18 protein-coding genes are annotated in these 15545 nt (G+C 57.3%); 9 read left to right on the top strand and 9 right to left on the bottom strand.

Features of this window, described 5'->3' with window-relative positions; all coding sequences use genetic code 11:
* Nucleotides 1–26: 26 nt before the first annotated feature.
* The 4 genes from tyrS to anmK all read right to left on the bottom strand — a co-directional run bounded on the left by tyrS (nt 27) and on the right by anmK (nt 3689).
* A complete protein-coding gene (gene tyrS / locus CSK29544_RS16130; RefSeq protein ID WP_004386091.1) occupies nt 27–1301 on the bottom strand; it encodes a tyrosine--tRNA ligase in 1275 nt (424 codons plus the stop codon).
* Between the two features lie 138 nt (nt 1302–1439).
* The gene (gene pdxH / locus CSK29544_RS16135) at nt 1440–2096 is read right to left on the bottom strand and encodes a pyridoxamine 5'-phosphate oxidase (protein WP_004386092.1); all 657 of its coding nucleotides are present in this window, start codon (nt 2094–2096) and stop codon (nt 1440–1442) included.
* Between the two features lie 56 nt (nt 2097–2152).
* Nucleotides 2153–2476, bottom strand: a complete 324-nt coding sequence (gene mliC / locus CSK29544_RS16140; protein WP_004386093.1) for a C-type lysozyme inhibitor — start codon at nt 2474–2476, stop codon at nt 2153–2155.
* 58 nt (nt 2477–2534) lie between these two features.
* The gene (gene anmK / locus CSK29544_RS16145) at nt 2535–3689 is read right to left on the bottom strand and encodes an anhydro-N-acetylmuramic acid kinase (protein WP_007891805.1); all 1155 of its coding nucleotides are present in this window, start codon (nt 3687–3689) and stop codon (nt 2535–2537) included.
* A 258-nt stretch (nt 3690–3947) separates the two neighbouring features.
* Here anmK and slyB point away from each other — a divergent pair, with 258 nt between their 5' ends.
* Nucleotides 3948–4415 (top strand): outer membrane lipoprotein SlyB, encoded by a 468-nt coding sequence (slyB, locus tag CSK29544_RS16150; RefSeq protein ID WP_004386095.1) that lies wholly within the window; start codon nt 3948–3950, stop codon nt 4413–4415.
* Nucleotides 4416–4533: 118 nt separating this feature from the next.
* Here the strand turns inward: slyB and slyA are convergent, their stop codons facing one another.
* The gene (gene slyA / locus CSK29544_RS16155; RefSeq protein WP_029038938.1) at nt 4534–4974 is read right to left on the bottom strand and encodes a transcriptional regulator SlyA; all 441 of its coding nucleotides are present in this window, start codon (nt 4972–4974) and stop codon (nt 4534–4536) included.
* A gap of 174 nt (nt 4975–5148) precedes the next feature.
* Between slyA and CSK29544_RS16160 the strand changes: the two genes are divergently transcribed.
* Genes CSK29544_RS16160 through CSK29544_RS16170 form a run of 3 tightly spaced genes read left to right on the top strand, consistent with a single transcriptional unit; the run spans nt 5149 to nt 8290 of the window.
* Entirely contained in the window at nt 5149–5385 is a 237-nt protein-coding gene (locus tag CSK29544_RS16160; protein WP_007867474.1) for a DUF1656 domain-containing protein, read from the top strand.
* 4 nt (nt 5386–5389) lie between these two features.
* Nucleotides 5390–6247, top strand: coding sequence for an efflux RND transporter periplasmic adaptor subunit (locus CSK29544_RS16165; RefSeq protein WP_007891808.1), 858 nt, complete (start codon nt 5390–5392; stop codon nt 6245–6247).
* A gap of 9 nt (nt 6248–6256) precedes the next feature.
* Nucleotides 6257–8290, top strand: a complete 2034-nt coding sequence (locus tag CSK29544_RS16170; protein WP_007891810.1) for an FUSC family protein — start codon at nt 6257–6259, stop codon at nt 8288–8290.
* On the opposite strand, the gene sodC is transcribed toward CSK29544_RS16170, so the two are convergent.
* The 3 genes from sodC to CSK29544_RS16185 all read right to left on the bottom strand — a co-directional run bounded on the left by sodC (nt 8283) and on the right by CSK29544_RS16185 (nt 10069).
* Nucleotides 8283–8801, bottom strand: coding sequence for a superoxide dismutase [Cu-Zn] SodC (gene sodC, locus CSK29544_RS16175; protein WP_004386100.1), 519 nt, complete (start codon nt 8799–8801; stop codon nt 8283–8285). The two genes, CSK29544_RS16170 and sodC, sit on opposite strands and share 8 nt — an antisense overlap.
* 79 nt (nt 8802–8880) lie before the next feature.
* Nucleotides 8881–9777, bottom strand: coding sequence for an aldo/keto reductase (locus CSK29544_RS16180; protein WP_007891813.1), 897 nt, complete (start codon nt 9775–9777; stop codon nt 8881–8883).
* A gap of 52 nt (nt 9778–9829) precedes the next feature.
* Nucleotides 9830–10069 carry a DUF1289 domain-containing protein gene (locus CSK29544_RS16185; RefSeq protein ID WP_007891815.1) on the bottom strand — a complete coding sequence of 80 codons (240 nt, stop codon included), beginning with the start codon at nt 10067–10069 and terminating at the stop codon, nt 9830–9832.
* Nucleotides 10070–10273: 204 nt separating this feature from the next.
* On the opposite strand from CSK29544_RS16185, the gene eptA reads away from it, so the two are divergent.
* The 5 genes from eptA (at nt 10274) to rnt (ending at nt 14987) form a co-directional block, all read left to right on the top strand.
* Nucleotides 10274–11902, top strand: coding sequence for a phosphoethanolamine transferase EptA (gene eptA / locus CSK29544_RS16190; protein ID WP_007891817.1), 1629 nt, complete (start codon nt 10274–10276; stop codon nt 11900–11902).
* Nucleotides 11903–11966: 64 nt separating this feature from the next.
* Nucleotides 11967–12548: a TetR/AcrR family transcriptional regulator gene (locus CSK29544_RS16195; protein ID WP_007891818.1), complete on the top strand. Its 582-nt coding sequence runs from the start codon at nt 11967–11969 to the stop codon at nt 12546–12548.
* A gap of 74 nt (nt 12549–12622) precedes the next feature.
* Nucleotides 12623–13720 carry an alkene reductase gene (locus CSK29544_RS16200; protein ID WP_029038939.1) on the top strand — a complete coding sequence of 366 codons (1098 nt, stop codon included), beginning with the start codon at nt 12623–12625 and terminating at the stop codon, nt 13718–13720.
* A 92-nt stretch (nt 13721–13812) separates the two neighbouring features.
* On the top strand, nt 13813–14220 hold the full coding sequence (gene gloA / locus CSK29544_RS16205) for a lactoylglutathione lyase (RefSeq protein WP_004385022.1): 408 nt from the start codon (nt 13813–13815) through the stop codon (nt 14218–14220).
* Nucleotides 14221–14315: 95 nt separating this feature from the next.
* Nucleotides 14316–14987 (top strand): ribonuclease T, encoded by a 672-nt coding sequence (rnt, locus tag CSK29544_RS16210; RefSeq protein WP_007891820.1) that lies wholly within the window; start codon nt 14316–14318, stop codon nt 14985–14987.
* A gap of 70 nt (nt 14988–15057) precedes the next feature.
* Here the strand turns inward: rnt and grxD are convergent, their stop codons facing one another.
* A complete protein-coding gene (gene grxD / locus CSK29544_RS16215) occupies nt 15058–15405 on the bottom strand; it encodes a monothiol glutaredoxin 4 (RefSeq protein ID WP_004385024.1) in 348 nt (115 codons plus the stop codon).
* Nucleotides 15406–15545 lie beyond the last annotated feature (140 nt).

Raw genomic sequence — 15545 nt, forward strand, 5'->3', positions numbered from 1 at the left:
TTCCCACGCCCTTGACTGGCTGAGTGTTATTTCCAGCAGACGAGGCAGTAATTTTTCTTACCGCGACGCAGCAGCGTATAGCGGCCAAACAGGCGGTCGCTGTCGCTGAAGGTGTATTCCGGGTCAGACTGCTTCTCACCGTTGATGGTAATAGCGTTAGACGCGATGGTTTTACGCGCCTGGCCGCGGGACGGCTGCAGCTCGGAATCGACCAGCGCCTGCATCAGATCCGCGCCTTTTTCCATCTCGATCATCGGCACGCCGTCCTGCGCGAGCTGCTCGAAATCCGCTTCGCTCAGCGCGTTGAGGTTGCCGTTAAATAGGCTTTCGGTGATGCGTTTTGCGGCAGCAAGGCCCTCTTCGCCATGCACCAGGCGCGTCACCTGTTCAGCCAGCACGTACTGGGCGCGCGGCGCTTTACCGCTGTTTTTGTCTTCTTCTTCCAGCGCGTTGATTTCATCAATGCTCATAAAGGTGAAGAATTTCAGGAAGCGGTAGACATCCGCGTCCGCGGTGTTGATCCAGAACTGATAGAACTTGTACGGGCTGGTTTTCTTCGGATCCAGCCATACCGCGCCGCCTTCGGTTTTACCGAATTTGGTGCCGTCAGACTTAGTGATAAGCGGTACGGTCAGGCCAAACACCTGGTTCTGATGCAGACGACGGGTCAGGTCGATACCCGACGTAATATTACCCCACTGATCGGAGCCGCCGATTTGCAGCGCCACGCCGTGCAGTTTATTCAGGCAGGCGAAGTCATAACCCTGCAACAGGTTGTAGGAGAATTCAGTGAAGGAGATGCCCACGTCATCGCGGTTCAGGCGCTGCTTCACCGCTTCTTTGTTGATCATCTGGTTGACCGAGAAGTGCTTGCCGATATCGCGCAGGAAGGTCAGCACGTTCATGTTGCCGAACCAGTCATAGTTGTTCGCCGCGATAGCGGAGTTCTCGCCGCAATCAAAATCAAGGAACGGCGCGACCTGGCGGCGGATTTTATCCACCCACTCCTGGACGGTATCTTCGGTATTAAGTTTACGTTCGGTCGCTTTGAAGCTTGGATCGCCAATCAGACCGGTGGCGCCGCCAACCAGTGCAACCGGCTTGTGCCCCGCCATCTGAAAGCGTTTCAGGCACAACAAGGGAACCAGATGGCCCAAGTGCAGGCTGTCGGCGGTGGGATCGAAGCCGCAATAAAGGGCGATCGGCCCCTGCGCCAGTCGCTGCGCTAACGCTTCTTCATCCGTCACCTGAGCCACAAGGCCCCGCTCCTGCAATTGTTTAATCAAATTGCTGCTTGCCATCGATTTCTCCATGTATTTACGACTGCACCTTTGCCGGTACACGGCTTTTCGCCCACTGGCGAAGAATAAAATTCAGGGAGGCATAGAATAAAGCGCAAGCCCTGGGAGCGCCAGCGCTTGCATAAGAAAATCGCTCACTTACGGGGCGAGACGGTCGATTTTCCAGCCATCGCCGTCGCGCTGGTATAAAAAGCGGTCGTGCAGACGGTGTTCACCGCCCTGCCAGAATTCCACCTGCTCAAACGAGACGCGAAAACCGCCCCAGAAACTTGGCAGCGGCACTTCGCCCTGCTGGAATTTCTGTTTCAGTTCGAGGAATTTGCTCTCCAGCACGCCGCGCGCGGAAATACGGCTCGACTGCTTCGACACCCAGGCGCCGATCTGGCTGTCACGCGGGCGGCTGTGGAAATATTTCACCACTTCCAGCGTCGAGAGACGCTCTGCTTTGCCGGTGACCATCACCTGGCGCTCCAGCATGTGCCACGGGAACAGCAAACTGATACGCGGATTGTTTTCAAGATGATGCGCCTTGCGGCTGCCGAGGTTGGTATAGAACACCATACCGCGCTCATCGAAATGTTTAAGCAGCACAATACGCTGGTACGGCTGGCCGTGTTCATCAACGGTGGCGACCACCATAGCGGTAGGATCGGCGAGTTTTGCGTCACACGCCTGGGCGAGCCAGCGCTCAAACAGCGGTAACGGCGTCTCGGTGAGGTCGCGGCGGCGTAGCCCGCCTTTGGTATATTCGCGGCGCAGATGCGCGATCTGTTGCAGATGGTCAATATCAGACATAGCGTTGAACCAGTGAGGATCGGGTGGCGCTATTGTGCGCCCCACCCGCTAAAATCTCAACGCTTCGGATTTTGTAACTGACAGTGATTTAACACAATATTGTCGCGATGGTAGACCGTCGCCTCATCGCCTTTCGACCAGAACGCATAGATGCCGTCAGTGTAGCGCGTACCGGACGCGGCGCGGCCCTGATTCAGGTGTAGCATCTTATCATCCAGCACAAAACTGACCTGCTCGCGCTGTTTATTGAGAGAGACCGTCAGCGGTTTTTCATCGCAGCGATATTCGAGGGTATCGGTGTTCATGCGCTCAACCATAGCGTCATAGTAGCTACAGCCAGCCAGCAGCGTGGGGAGCAAAACGACAAGCAGTTTCTTCATGGCATATCCTGAATGCGTATTTCTGAAGGGGGCCGGACGCCCCCGTAACGCATCCAGTCTAACGTCCTGGCGGAGCAGGAAAAGTCGGCAAACTCCGATTATTTAAGGGGTTGGCGGGAAAGACTGCACCGATCACGCTCGCTTCGCGCGCGCCGGTCACGGAGGGAAGATTTCCTGGTTTGCCGCTGAGCGTGCGGTACGCAAGCCAGGCGAAGGCCAGCGCTTCCATATCATCGCCGCGAATGCCCATCTCATCGGTTGACGAGACTTCGGTGCCCGGCAACAGCGCGGCAAGACGCGCCACCAGCCGCGGGTTGCGCCCGCCGCCGCCGCAAATCATCAGCCGTTCCGCGCCGCCGCTCAGCTGCACGTCCCGCGCGATAGTGCTGGCAGTCAGCTCCAGCAGCGTCGCCTGCACATCCTGGGCGGGCAGCCCGGCGAAGGACGAGAGCTGGCGCTCTATCCAGCCGTAGTTGAAATATTCACGTCCGGTGCTCTTCGGCGCAGGCGTTGAGAAATACGGATCGCGGAGCATCTTTTGCAGCAGCGGCTGCACCACATTGCCGCTGGCGGCCCACTCGCCGTCTTTATCAAACGGTTTGCCTTTCTGACGCCAAATCCAGGCGTCCATCAGCATATTGCCAGGGCCGGTGTCGAAGCCTTTTACCGGCTGGCCTGGGAACAACAGCGAAAGATTCGCGATGCCACCGATATTCAGCACCATGCGCCGCTCCGTCGGGTGCGCCAGCAGCGCCTGATGGAACGCGGGCACCAGCGGCGCGCCCTGCCCGCCGAGCGCCATATCGCGACGGCGGAAATCGCCCACGACGCTCACGCCGGTGCGTGCCACAATCTGATTGTTATCGCCTATCTGCATGGTGTGCGGCGCGCTGCCGGTCGGCTCATGCCAGACGGTCTGCCCGTGGCAGCCAATCGCCATGACGTCTTCGGGCTTAAGTTTTTGCTGCTCCATCAGCGCGTTGACCGCATCAGCAAACAGGCAACCGAGCTGATGATCGAGCCTGCCGAGCTGAGAGAGCGTCAGCGGCTGCCCCTGACAGATATCCAGGATCGCCTTTTTAATCTCAGGCGGCATCGGCCAGCTCAGGCTCGCCTGCTGCGCCACCATGTGTTCGTCGATGGCCGCCAGCACCACATCCACCCCGTCGAGGCTGGTGCCGGACATCACTCCAATGTAGCGACCTGATTTCATACGCAATCCTTAAGCCCTGTTTGAAAACGTGCAACGCGACCCACAATCATAAACATTCACCCTGATTGAGCAACGGAATAATCCCGTGCGGTGCAAAAAGCCGGTTTTCCAGTCGCTGTTGATTTACCGTTCAGGCAGAATATTTTAGGATTTTTATCATCGGCTCCGTGAAGAATGTGAAATATCGCGGTCTTATGCCATATAATTTGAATATGATGGATGCTCAGGTGAGCATTTGTTGGTGAACAGGAGATTTACATGATTTCACGTGTACTGGTTGTTGCACTGGCAGGGGTAACGCTGGCGGGCTGCGTCAACAATGATAGCCTTTCCGGGGACGTTTACACCGCCTCTGAGGCCAAGCAGGTACAGAACGTCACGTACGGTACTGTCGTGAACGTGCGTCCGGTGAAAATCCAGGGCGGGGATGATACCAACGTTATCGGCGCACTCGGCGGTGCGGTGCTGGGCGGTTTTCTTGGCAACACTGTCGGCGGCGGCACGGGTCGTTCGCTGGCAACGGCGGCAGGCGCTATCGCAGGCGGCGTGGCAGGTCAGGGCGTTCAGGGCGCAATGAACAAAACGCAGGGCGTAGAGCTGGAAATCCGTAAGGACGACGGCAACACCATCATGGTAGTACAGAAACAGGGCAATACCCGTTTCTCTGCCGGTCAGCGTGTTGTACTGGCCAGCAACGGCAGCCAGGTCACCGTTTCTCCGCGCTAAAACGCACGATTTTACCGGTGTAAATACAAGAACGGAGGAGCATCAGGCTCCTCCGTTTTTTTATGCGCGCGATTTTGATTGTGATGGTGTTGCTTCACACGGTCGTCATACAGACCGTTTACTCTTTCGCCGACAGCGCCTGAATGTTCTTCTCAAGACGCGCCACGATGTGCAGCATCTGGTCGTGCTCTTCCTGCGAAATGCCCGAGAGGATTTCACCGCGCGTTTTCAGAATCACTTCTTCGAGTTGCGCGATGATAGGCGCCGCTTTCTCGGTCAGCTTAATGCGCTTGGCGCGCCGGTCGCTGGCGCAGGTGTGGCGGGCGATAAGCCCCTTCTCTTCGAGCTGGTCGAGCGTACGCACCAGTGACGGCTGCTCGATACCGATGGCCTTGGCCAGTTGAATTTGCGACTGATCGGGCGGCAGCGAGTGGATATGATGAAGTGTCACCCAGTGGGTCTGCGTTAATTCCAGAGGCTTCAGGCGATGGTCAATCAGAGCACGCCAGATGCGCACCAGTCTTGTCAGGTCAGAGCCTAATGGCGATTCCAATTTCATCTCCTTATAATTAGCTTGCTAAGTTATTATGCTGATTTTAGACTAGTGTGCAGTATTTAGATAGCTAAAACAAATGGCCACACTGGCGATGAATACCGCGACGTCTATAATTTTAGACCACAACGGCGTATCTGAAACGGGTGCCATCTCTCCGATTTTCAAGGATTATCTTTCGTGATATCGCGCTTCTTCACATCAGGGTTCGCGCTTTCGGATCTCGTCGCCGGTGCGTCGGTCTATTTCCCTCCCCTTTTTAAGGCCGTTATTCTCGGTTTTTTTATCTGGCTGATGGTGCACCGTCTGCTGCGTGACTGGATTTACGCGGGCGACATCTGGCACCCGACATTAATGGATCTTTCCCTGTTCGTTTTGTCAGTCAGCCTCGGGCTGCTGATGCTGATTGTGTGGTAATCTCATGCGTCTGAAAACTCTGAAATATTTCTCCACGCTCTTTGTGGTTGCAGCCGCTCTGCTGGCAGGCTGGCTGGTCTGGAATTACTACATGCAGTCGCCCTGGACGCGTGATGGAAAAGTACGCGCCGAGCAGGTGAATATCACGCCGCAGGTCTCCGGCACCATTACGCGCCTGCTGGTGCGCGACAACCAGAAAGTCAAAGCGGGCGAATTGCTGTTCACGATAGACGACACGCCCTACCGCATCGCGGTGCTGAACGCCGAAGCGCAAATCGCCCGTGCGCAGACCGATCTTGCCAAAGCCAATAACGAAGCGAACCGCCGCCGCCATCTGCCACAAAACTATATTTCCGCCGAAGATCTCGACACCGCGAATATCAGCGTAAAAGCCGCGCAGGCCGCGCTGAAAATGGCCGAAGCGTCGCTTGAGCAGTCTCGCTGGCAGCTTGAGCAGACGCGTGTGGTAGCCCCCGTCGATGGCTGGGTGACTAATCTCTCAAGCCGCGTGGGTAACTACGCAAGCCAGGGTCAGCCGGTCTTCGCGCTGGTAGACAGCCATTCCTTCTATGTGGTGGGCTATTTTGAAGAGACCAAACTGCGCCATATCCGCGAAGGCGCTCCCGCCAGAATCCTGCTCTACAGCACTCATACGCCGCTGTATGGCAAAGTAGAGAGTATAGGTCGCGCCATTTACGATCAGAGCGTCGAGAGCGACAGCAGTCTCGTTGCCGATATCAAGCCTAACGTGCCGTGGGTGCGGCTCGCGCAGCGCGTGCCGGTGCGTATCGCGCTCGACAGCCTGCCCGACGGCGTGACGCTGGTGTCCGGCACCACTTGCACCGTTTCGCTCACCGACTAAGCGCCGCTCATGAATCTCGAATGGCTCACCTGGCAGCGATCCCCGTGGGGCAAAGCGACGCCCGCGCAGTGGCGCTACGCGCTGCGCAACGGCATCGCGATGTCGCTTGCGTTGACTATCGCCTACGTGCTGGAACTTGACGAGCCCTACTGGGCGATGACCTCGGCCGCCGTGGTGAGTTTCCCGACGGTGGGCGGCGTTATCAGCAAAAGTCTCGGACGCATCGCTGGCAGCCTGATTGGAGCCAGCGCCGCGCTCATTATCGCCGGGCATACACTTAACGATCCGTGGTTATTCACCTGGGCAATGGCGCTGTGGCTCGCGCTCTGCACCTGGGTTTCGGGCTATTTTCATAACAACGCCGCCTACGCCTTTCAGCTTGCCGGATATACCGCCGCCATCATCGCTTTTCCGCTGGTCAACACGGTTGAAACCACAGAGCTCTGGAATATCGCCCAGTCGCGCGTCTGCGAAGTGATCGTCGGCATTTTGTGCGGTGGCCTGATGATGATGGTGATGCCGGGCCAGCCTGACAGCGTGACGTTTCTCGGCGCGCTGCGCAAAATGCAGGCGCGTCTGCTGGAGCACGCCAGCCTGCTGTGGAAACCGCAAACCACCGACGCCATCCGCACCGCCCATGAGGGCGTGATTACGCAGGTGCTGACGCTCAACGTGCTGCGCATTCAGGCGTTCTGGAGCCATTACCGTATCCGCCAGCAGAACCAGTTGCTGAATTATCTGCTGCACCAGCAACTGCGACTGACCAGCTATATCTCCGGACTGCGCCGCCTGTTGATGAACTGGCCACAGCCGCCGCAAAGCCTGTGGGCCGGGCTTGATGCATTGCTTGAAGAGCTCGGCCATCCGAAGCCCTGCCCGCTGCGGGTGGCGCGCCTTCTGGTCGCACTCGCTCCTGATGAAAACAGTGATTTTCGCCATCAGGCATTCTGGCTGCGGCTGCGCGATTTCTGCCGCGTCTGGATGAACTGTCAGCGCTGGATTGCCAGGCTTGATACCCCCATTCCCGACGACACGATAAGCGTGCCAGCCGCCCCGCCGCTGGCGCGCCATACCGATAACACCGAGGCGCTGTGGAGTGCGCTTCGTACCTTTTGCGTGATCGCCCTGATTGGTGCCTGGGCAATTAACACCCGCTGGGAGTCGGGCAGCGGCGCGCTGACGCTGGCGGCGATAAGCTGCGTGCTCTATTCCGCCTCACCATCGCCGCATAATTCGCTCAACCTGCTGCTGCGCACGCTGTTACTGCTGACGCTGTTCAGCTTTGTGGTGAAGTTCGGCCTGATGGTACAAGTGACCGATCTCTGGCAGTTTCTGTTGTTTCTCTTCCCGCTACTGACCACGATGCAGCTCCTGAAGCTACAACAGCCGCGCTTTGCGGGGCTGTGGGGACAGCTGATTGTCTTTATGGGCTCGTTTATCGCGGTGACGAACCCGCCGGTTTACGATCTGGCGGATTTTCTGAATGATAATCTGGCGAAGATTTGCGGCGTGGCATTCTGCTGGGTGGCATTCGCCGTACTTCGGCCCGGCTCTGACCGGCGTAAGGGGCTGCGCCATATCCGCGCTCTTCGTCGCGGATTTATCGATCAGCTCAGCCGCGTTCCGCAGCGCGGTGAAGCGGCGTTTGAATCGCTGGTTTATCATCACATCAGTCAGCTTAGCAACAGTAAAGACGACGCCACCCGTCGCTGGCTGCTGCGGTGGGGCGTAGTGCTGCTCAACTGTTCGCACGTGGTCTGGCAACTGCGCGAATGGGAAACCCGCGCTGACCCGCTCTCGCAGGTGCGTGATATCTGCATCGAAACGCTGCGGGATGTGATGAGCGTTAAAGGGGTTCGCCAGCGGCCGCTGGCCGCGGCGCTCGGCGAGCTTGAACGCATCAGCTTTACGCTTGCGCGCCATCATCAGCCAGACGCGCGGCGGCTGGCGGGCATTATCTGGCGCCTGTGGTGTTCGCTGTCACAGCTGGAACAGGCGTCGCCCTCACCGCAGGAGGACAACGCCCGGCAAGTGATTAAATAACGCCGCAGGCGTAACGGGCACCGCCGCCGCCCAGCGGTTTCGGATGATCGGACAGGTTATCGCCGCCGACATGTACCATCAGCGCTTTGCCCTTTACTTCGTCCAGCTTTTTGATGCGCGGTGCGGTCACCGGGTCGGTGGCTTTGCCGTCGTTGTTCACCGCCAGCACCGGCAGGTCACCTAAATGTCCGTCGCCTTCCGGCCCGGCATGTTTACCGGTATTTTGCGGGTCGAAGTGACCGCCAGCGGCTTCTGCCGCGACCATTTTGCCGTCTTTCATGGCGGGTTCGCAGCTGCCTTTGGCATGAATATGAAACCCGTGATCGCCTGGCGGGAGACCGTTAAGATCGGGCGCAAACTCCAGACCTTTATCGGTTTCAGTGATTTTGACCATCCCGACGGACTGACCTACGCCTTTGTCAGTCACCAGGTGTAGTTCCACTTCTTCGCTGGCGGCCTGCGCGGCACCGCATACGAGCAGCGCCATCGCCGCCAGTGTTAATCGCTTCATATTCCCTCCAGTTTCAGGTGATTCCCGTTAAGTCTATAACAAGGTAATGAATTTCACCGGAATGGAGGGAATCTGGCTGTCAGGGCACGTCGTAACCGAGCGCGGCCTTGCGAATGCGGAACCACTGCTGGCGAGACATTTCAAGCGACAGCGCGCCCACCGCGCTTTTCACGCGGTCGATTTTCCCCGAGCCGATAATCGGCAGCGGGCGCGATGGCAGACGCATCACCCATGCATAAACGACCTGCTCGATAGTCTGCGCGCCCGTCTCTTCTGCGACCTGATGCAGCTCGGCACGCAGCGGCGCAAAACTTTCATCACTGAACAGCCGCCCGCCGCCCAGGCATGACCAGGCCATCGGGCGAATGCGCAGTTGCTGAAGCAGATCCAGTGTTCCGTCCAGCAGCAGCGGCTGATGTACTGGCGAAATCTCAACCTGATTGGTGGCGAGCGTAAACGGCAGACGCGACTGCACCAGTGAGAACTGCGCAGGCGTGAAGTTAGAAACGCCAAAGTGACGCACTTTGCCGCTTTTATGCAGCTCAAGAAATGCTTCGGCAATCTCATCGGCATCCATCAACGGATCGGGACGATGGATCAGAAGCAGATCCAGCACATCAGTATGCAGATGCCGCAGGGAGTTTTCGGCGCTCTGCACAATATGCGCACGCTCGGTGATGTAATGACCAATCACGTTTTCCGGCTTCGCGGTCGTGGCGATACCGCATTTGGTGACGATTTCCATCTTGTCGCGCAGATGCGGTGCCAGACGCAGCGCCTCACCAAACGCCGCTTCGCACTGATAATTACCATAAATATCCGCGTGATCGACGGTCGTGATCCCAAGCTCCAGATGCTGCTCAATAAACCCGACCAGCTCGCGGGCGGAGTAGTTCCACTCCATTAAACGCCAGTACCCCATCACCAGACGTGAAAATGTCGGCCCCTGGGGTGCCATAAGAATACGCTCAACCATAAGTACTTACCTCAGAAAGGAAAATTGTGGCGATTATACGCAAGCGACGCGGTTAAAACAGTGAAGGCTGCTGTGGTTCTACGTCTGGATCGGGGCGAGTGGCGCGCAGCTTACGGAGCATACGCTGGCGGCAGAGGCGCAACACCTCCTGCTTTTGCGAATCGCTCATCTTCTGCCAGTTGAAACGCTCGTCGCGGCTGCGCATACAGCCACGGCAGTAGCCACGTTCATCGGACTGGCAGATCCCACGGCACGGACTGGGAACGGGGAAAAACTCAAGCTGCTCGGCCACAACGATTCCTCGTTAACATGATAGTTACAATTGAAGCCTGAACGGCGTCGGGTTGCAAGTCGACCTGTTATCACGCCGATTTATCATCCTCATTCCTTTATTGTTGACCTGCCGTTTACTCTCCAGCTCCCACTCTTAAAAACGGATTAAGGTTTAACTAATCTTTACGTCTTACACTGATGTCATCATTAATGGAGCTTACTGATGGCAATGATTAAAAAATGGCGCTGGAGCGATTTACGTTTTAACCTTTTTAGCGCCCTGCTTTTCACCCTGATAAATGCGCTGTTTATCGCCCGCTGCTGGACGATTATCGCACCGCATCATTTTCACGATATCCTCTTCGCTGCAAGCGTACCGCTGGTGCTGTTCTGCGCCTGGCTGGTCATTTTCAGCATTATCAATGTGCCCTGGCTGCGTAAACCCGTACTGGTTATCTTGCTGTTTGGCTCTGCCGCCAGCAGTTATTTTATGTATACATACGGTGCCGTGATTGACCAGAACATGATGGTCAATATCTTCGAGACCAATCCCCAGGAGGCCGGAGCGCTGATTACGCCCCAGCTAATCGGCTGGTTGCTTATCGCGGGTGTGGTGCCTGCATTACTGTTTAGCCGCATTGAAGTGATTTCAGGCAGTCTGCTGTGGACTGCACTGCGCCGTCTGGTCAGCATTCTCGCGAGCCTGCTGATTATCATTTTGGTGGCGTCCCTCTTCTATAAAGACTACGCCTCGCTGTTTCGCAACAATAAAAACATCGCCAAAATGGTGACGCCGCCCAATTACATCAGCGGCATCGTAAAATATACCCATTCACGGTATTTTGCGGGCGACCAGACGCTGGTGCGCATCGGCGAAGACGCCAAAAAAGGCCCGGTGATCCGCCAGCAGGCGAAAAAAACCGTGCTGGTGGTGGTGATTGGCGAAGCCTCCCGCGAACAGAACTATTCGCTTGGCGGTTATGAGCGCGAGACCAATCCGCAGCTTAAAAAACAGGGCGTGGTGTTCTATCCACACGCCACTTCCTGCGGCACGGAAACGGCGGTGTCCGTGCCCTGCATGTTATCCGGGATGCCGCGGGCGCATTATGATGCCGGGCTTGCGCATCATCAGGAGGGGCTGATGGACGTGCTGGCGCATGCGGGCGTCAATGTGCTGTGGCGTGATAACGACGGCGGCTGTAAAGGGGCCTGTAACCGCATTCCACATACAGACATGACTGAATGGAAGCTTAACGATTTGTGTAAAGAGGGCTCCTGCCTCGACGACGCGCTGCTGTGGCGTTTCGATAATATCCTGGATGGCGTGAAACAGGACTCTGTGATTGTTCTGCATCTGATGGGCAGCCACGGCCCGGCTTATTACCGCCGCTACCCGGATAATTTTCGCCGTTTTACGCCGACCTGCGACACCAATGAAATCCAGAATTGCGACCGCCAGGCGCTGATTAACACGTATGACAACACCATTCTGTATACCGACGATGTCCTGAGCCGCACCATAGATGCGCTGCGTAAGCGTCAGGACACCATGAACACCGCGCTGGTCTATCTTTCAGACCACGGCGAATCGCTCGGCGAGAATGGCATCTATCTGCACGGCGCGCCGTATATGCTGGCCCCTGAGCAGCAGACACACATTCCGATGCTGTTCTGGCTCTCCGGCGATTACGCGCGTCAGTATGGCGTCGATACAGCCTGTCTCGGCAAACGCGCGGCGACGGATGAGGTGTCTCAGGATAATCTCTTCTCAACGGTGCTGGGCATCATGAATATCCAGACTTCGCTTTATCAGCCGCAGGAGGATATGCTTAGCGCCTGCCGGAAAAATTAACGTTTCTGGCGGTTTTCATTAAGGCGACTTGCATTAGACCGACCGGTCTATTAGATTGGATTGTATGAACCGAACACCTGAACACGACACGCGCGAACATCTTCTTGCCACCGGCGAGCAGCTCTGCCTGCAACGCGGCTTTACCGGCATGGGATTAAGCGAGCTGTTAAAAACCGCGGGCGTACCGAAAGGCTCCTTCTACCACTACTTTCGCTCGAAAGAGGCGTTTGGCGTGGCGATGCTGGAGCGTCACTACGCCCGGTATCAGGCATGCCTTGAGCAACACTTCGACCCGGCGGGCCCGGCGCGCGAGCAGCTAATCGACTGGTTTGAACAGACGCTTCACCATTACTGCCAGACGGGCAAAATGATGGGCTGCCTGACCGTGAAGCTCTCTGCGGAAGTGTGCGATCTGTCGGAAGATATGCGCGGCGCGCTTGATAAAGGTGCGGCGCAGGTCATCGCCCTGCTGGCAGAGGCGCTTGAGCGCGGCCGCGATGCAGAGGCGCTGACCTTCAGCGGTAGCGCGCAACAGCGGGCGCAGGTGTTATACGTGCTCTGGCTTGGCGCAAGCCTGCAGGCCAAAGTGTCGCGCAGCGGCGCGCCGCTCGAAAACGCGCTGGCGCACGTTAAAGAAATCCTTTGAAGAGAGCGCCTGCCGCAAGGCAGCGCTTTTTTATTTCGCTCATTACAAGACGACCGGTCTACTCAGGAGTGACTATGCAAGACGAAAAGCTGTTTACCCCGCTGAAAGTGGGCGCTGTTACCGCCCCTAACCGCGTATTCATGGCCCCGCTGACCCGCCTGCGCAGCATCGAACCGGGCGATATTCCAACCGCGATGATGGCGGAGTATTACCGCCAGCGCGCCAGCGCCGGGCTTATCATCAGCGAAGCCACCCAGATTTCCGCGCAGGCCAAAGGCTACGCGGGCGCGCCGGGCCTGCACAGCGAGGAACAGATCGCCGCGTGGAAGAAAATCACGGCTGCGGTGCACGGGGCCGATGGCCGCATCGCCGTTCAGCTGTGGCACACCGGCCGTATCTCGCACAGCAGCATTCAGCCGGGCGGCGAAGCGCCGGTCGCGCCTTCTGCGATTAACTCCGGTACCCGTACGTCGCTGCGTGATGAAAACGGCAAAGCTATCCGTGTCGACACCACCACGCCGCGCGCGCTGGAAACGCACGAAATCCCGGGCATCGTAGATGATTTTCGCAAGGCGGTCGGCAATGCGCGCGACGCCGGTTTCGATATGGCAGAGCTGCACTCCGCCCACGGTTATTTGCTGCACCAGTTCCTGTCGCCGTCCTCTAACCACCGCACCGACCAGTATGGCGGCAGCGTGGAAAACCGCGCGCGTCTGGTACTGGAAGTGGTCGATGCGGTGTGTAAAGAGTGGAGTGCCGATCGCATCGGTATTCGCGTGTCGCCGATTGGCTCTTTCCAGAACGTGGATAACGGCCCGAACGAAGAAGCTGACGCGCTGTACCTCATCGAAGAGCTGAACAAGCGCGGCATTGCGTACCTGCATATGTCCGAGCCGGACTGGGCGGGCGGCGTGCCTTACACTGACGAATTCCGCCAGAAAGTGCGTGAGCGTTTCGATGGCGCCATCATCGGCGCAGGCGCGTACACCCGTGAGAAAGCGGAAGCGCTGATCCAGAAAGGGCTTATCGATGCCGTGGCGTTTGGCCGCGACTATATCGCTAACCCGGATCTCGTTGAGCGTCTGCGTAAAAAAGCGGAGCTTAACCCGCAGCGCCCGGAATCGTTCTACGGCGGCGCCGCGGAAGGCTACATCGATTACCCCACCCTGTGATCCAAATTGATAGCGGCGGCCTTCCGCCGCTATACTAAAATCCTGTTTCACCCAAAAGCATTATCACAAGCCGTTTTATTTAAGAGGATCTTATGCGCTTACTTCACACCATGCTGCGCGTTGGCGACCTGCAACGCTCTATCGATTTCTACACCAACGTACTCGGCATGAAACTGCTGCGCACCAGTGAAAACCCGGAATACAAATATTCCCTGGCGTTTGTTGGTTACGGCCCGGAGAGCGAAGAAGCGGTGATCGAGCTGACTTACAACTGGGGCGTGGAGAGCTATGAGCTCGGCACGGCTTACGGTCATATCGCCATCAGCGTTGATAACGCCGCAGAAGCCTGCGAGCGCATCCGCAACAACGGCGGCAACGTCACCCGTGAAGCGGGCCCGGTCAAAGGCGGCACCACCGTTATCGCGTTTGTTGAAGATCCGGATGGTTACAAAATCGAACTTATCGAAGAGAAAGACGCGGGTCGCGGCCTCGGCAATTGATCCCTCCGGCGGGCGTTCTGCCCGCCTTGCTGCATCCCGTCGTGAAATTTGCCATAATGCGCGCTGCTTTAATTCCCCAAACTTAAGAGACGCTGATGTCCGATAACGCTCAACTGACCGGTCTGTCCGACCGTTTTCGTGGCTTTTACCCTGTTGTCATCGATGTGGAAACCGCCGGTTTTAACGCCAAAACCGACGCGCTGCTGGAAATCGCCGCCGTGACGCTGAAAATGGATGCTGACGGCTGGCTCACCCCCGATGAAACACTGCATTTTCACGTTGAGCCTTTTGAAGGCGCGATTCTTCAGCCGGAAGCGCTGGCCTTTAACGGTATCGATCCGCACAATCCGCTGCGCGGCGCCGTCAGCGAATATGACGCGCTGCATGCCATTTTTAAAATGGTGCGCAAGGGCATGAAAGAGAGTAACTGCAACCGCGCGATTATGGTGGCGCACAACGCCACGTTCGATCACAGCTTTATGATGGCGGCCGCCGAGCGCGCGTCGCTCAAACGTAATCCGTTCCACCCGTTTGTGACGTTCGACACCGCGGCATTAAGCGGGCTGGCGCTTGGCCAGACGGTGCTCGCAAAAGCGTGTATCGCGGCGGGCATGCCGTTTGACAGCACCCAGGCGCATTCGGCACTTTACGACACCGAGCAAACCGCCCTGCTGTTTTGCGAAATCGTTAACCGCTGGAAGCGTCTGGGCGGCTGGCCGGTGCCGCCGCTCGCCGCAGAAGACACGACGCCGCAGGACGGCGAATAAGCTAACGCAGCGCAAAAAAAAGCGGCCTCTCAGGGCCGCTTTTTTGTCTGCGCGATAACGCGCGACGGGATTACTCTGCGTCCGGCGTTGCCGAATTATATTTCGCCGCCGTCTCTTTGATAAGCGTCTGCAGTTCGCCACGCTGATACATTTCGATAACGATATCGCAGCCACCGACCAGTTCGCCATCCACCCACAGCTGCGGGAAGGTCGGCCAGTTAGCGTATTTCGGCAGTTCTGCACGGATATCCGGGTTTTGCAGGATATCGACATACGCAAAACGCTCGCCGCAGGCAGAGAGCGCCTGTACGGCCTGTGCGGAGAAGCCGCAGCTCGGCAGTTTCGGGGAGCCTTTCATGTACAGCAGAATCGGGTTTTCAGCGATCTGGCGTTGAATTTTTTCAAGCGTAGTGCTCATTGTCTTACTTCCTCAAGCGTCATTACGGCGTTAGCTTTACATTGTAGCGGCTCCGGAGCGTCCCGAAAATGCATAATCTTGCGCTTAAGCCCGGTGCCGTGCCGTGGTGAAAGAGAAGCAAATAATAACACTTTTCTGTA

It is taken from the genome of Cronobacter sakazakii, assembly GCF_000982825.1.
In the GTDB taxonomy this organism is placed as follows: Bacteria; Pseudomonadota; Gammaproteobacteria; order Enterobacterales; family Enterobacteriaceae; genus Cronobacter; species Cronobacter sakazakii.